Consider the following 1,916-nt stretch of genomic DNA (forward strand, 5'->3'; position numbering starts at 1 on the left):
CCTGCCAGCATCGAATTGTGACATGCTTGAAATCAAAACCATATCCAAACGCTATGGCGAGACGATCGCGCTCGCGGACGCATCGATCGCGTTCCGGGCGGGGACCATCCACACCATTCTGGGCGAGAACGGTTCGGGCAAGAGCACCATGGTCAAGCTGCTGTCCGGCATCGTCCAGCCGGACAGCGGCGTGATCCTGCTGCACGGCAAGCCATTCCCTGGCGCCAATCCATCGGCCTTCCAGGCGCAAGGCTTCGCCACGGTATTCCAGGAGGTGCTGATCGCTCCGGACCGCAGCGTAACCGACAACATCCTGCTCGGCCTCGACGGACTGGTCCGACGTGCCGTTCCCCGCCATGAGCGCCGTGACCGGGCGGAAGCCGCGCTGAAGCGCTTCGCGGTCACCGACGTCCCCCTCGACAAGCCAGCCGGCCTGCTGCCGCTTGCCGCGCAGCAATTGGTCGTTCTCGCCCGCGCGATCGTGCGCAACCCAAAGATCCTGATCCTCGACGAGGTCACCGCCGCGCTCGACTTCGCCGACCGCGAATCGGTTTTTTCGTTGATGCGTGCGCTTGCCGGCGAAGGCTGCCTGATCCTGTTCATCACCCACCGCATGGATGAGGTGATGTCGCTTTCGGACCGCATCTCGATCCTGCGGGGCGGCAGCGTCGTGCGCACCGAAGAGCGCGGCGCTTCCACGCCGGCGGAACTTCTCAAGGCGATGGCGCCACGTACCGCTGCGGAATTGGCGCATGGCTGATCGCACTGCTCTCGATTTTGGTGGTCTTGCCGTTCGCGAACTCGTCATCGCGCCCGGCGCCAGCCCGATCACGCAGGCCATCGCTCCGGGTGAGATCGTCGGGCTTGCCGGTCTCGATGGTCATGGCCAGGAGCTGTTTCTCAAGATGCTTGCCGGCCTGGAACAGTCCCATGGCGGCTCGATCGAACTCGGTTCATCAGATGCCTCCCGAAAGATTACCGGGTTTCGCAAGGCTGTCGCCAGCGGCATCGCCTATTTGCCGCGCGACCGACGCGCCAACGGCATTTTCCCGACACAGTCGGTGCTCGACAATTTCGCCGTCTCGACCTTGTCGCGCGACACGCGGCTCGGGCTAATCAGCCCGTCGGCACGCAAGGCGCGCTACGACCTCTATCGCGAAAAACTCTCGATCGCCGCACCCCGGCCCGATGCGCCGATCACCACTTTGTCGGGCGGCAACCAGCAGAAGGTGCTGCTGGCGCGGGCGCTGGCGCTGGAGCCCGCGATCCTGCTCCTCAACGATCCGACGCGTGGCGTCGACGTGGCGACGCGGCATGTGCTCTACGACGTGTTTCGCGGGCTGGCGTCCGACGGCATGGGGCTCGTCATCCTATCCAGTGAAATCGAGGAGATTCTTCTCCTGTGCCAGCGCGTGCTGGTGTTTCGTGAGAATGAAGTCGCGGCCGAGATCTCTGGCGACGCGCTGACCACCGACAGCGTGATATCAGCCATGTTCGGACGTGCGGCATGAACCCTGTTGCGCGCCTCCTGTCCCTTGGGCGAAATTTCGGCTTCGCGGTCGTGCTGCTGGTCGTGCTGCTCGCGGTCAATCTCATCCTCAGCCCCGGGCGGTTCCAGCCGGGTTCCTGGGGCGCGCTGGTCGGATTGGCGGCGCCCTTGATCGGTGCGGCCATTGCGTCCACGCCTGTCATCCTCGCCGGGCGTGGCGGCATCGACATCTCGGTCGGGCCATTGATGGGCTTCATCAACGCTTTGGCGATCCAGGTGCTGTTCCTCGGCGCCGGCATCTCATCACCCCTGGTGCTCGTTCCGGCGGCGTTGCTCGTCGGCGCGCTGGTCGGTGCTGCGAACGGCTTTCTCGCGACAATCGTGCGCATCCAGCCGATCGTCGCCACGCTCGGCACCTATCTGATCC

General features: G+C 64.7%; 2 protein-coding genes and 1 pseudogene. All 3 read left to right on the plus strand.

The window, feature by feature from the left end; translation table 11 throughout:
• Positions 1–22 precede the first annotated feature (22 nt).
• Entirely contained in the window at positions 23–760 is a 738-nt protein-coding gene (locus EOC06_RS26570) for an ATP-binding cassette domain-containing protein (protein ID WP_127267483.1), read from the plus strand.
• Positions 753–1,511, plus strand: coding sequence for an ATP-binding cassette domain-containing protein (locus EOC06_RS26575; RefSeq protein WP_128309174.1), 759 nt, complete (start codon positions 753–755; stop codon positions 1,509–1,511). Before EOC06_RS26570 ends, EOC06_RS26575 begins: the two co-directional genes overlap by 8 nt.
• Positions 1,508–1,916 (plus strand): annotated as a pseudogene (locus tag EOC06_RS43565) (ABC transporter permease); the annotation flags it as partial. The gene EOC06_RS26575 and the pseudogene EOC06_RS43565, both read left to right, overlap by 4 nt.

This window comes from Mesorhizobium sp. M7A.F.Ca.MR.362.00.0.0 (assembly GCF_004023175.1).
Taxonomy (GTDB): domain Bacteria; phylum Pseudomonadota; class Alphaproteobacteria; order Rhizobiales; family Rhizobiaceae; genus Mesorhizobium.

Bases quoted from the DNA above. Each gene is read 5' to 3' on its own strand.
- EOC06_RS26570 (WP_127267483.1), top strand. From the start codon at position 23: ATGCTTGAAATCAAAACCATATCCAAACGCTATGGCGAGACGATCGCG.
- EOC06_RS26575 (WP_128309174.1), top strand. From the start codon at position 753: ATGGCTGATCGCACTGCTCTCGATTTTGGTGGTCTTGCCGTTCGCGAA.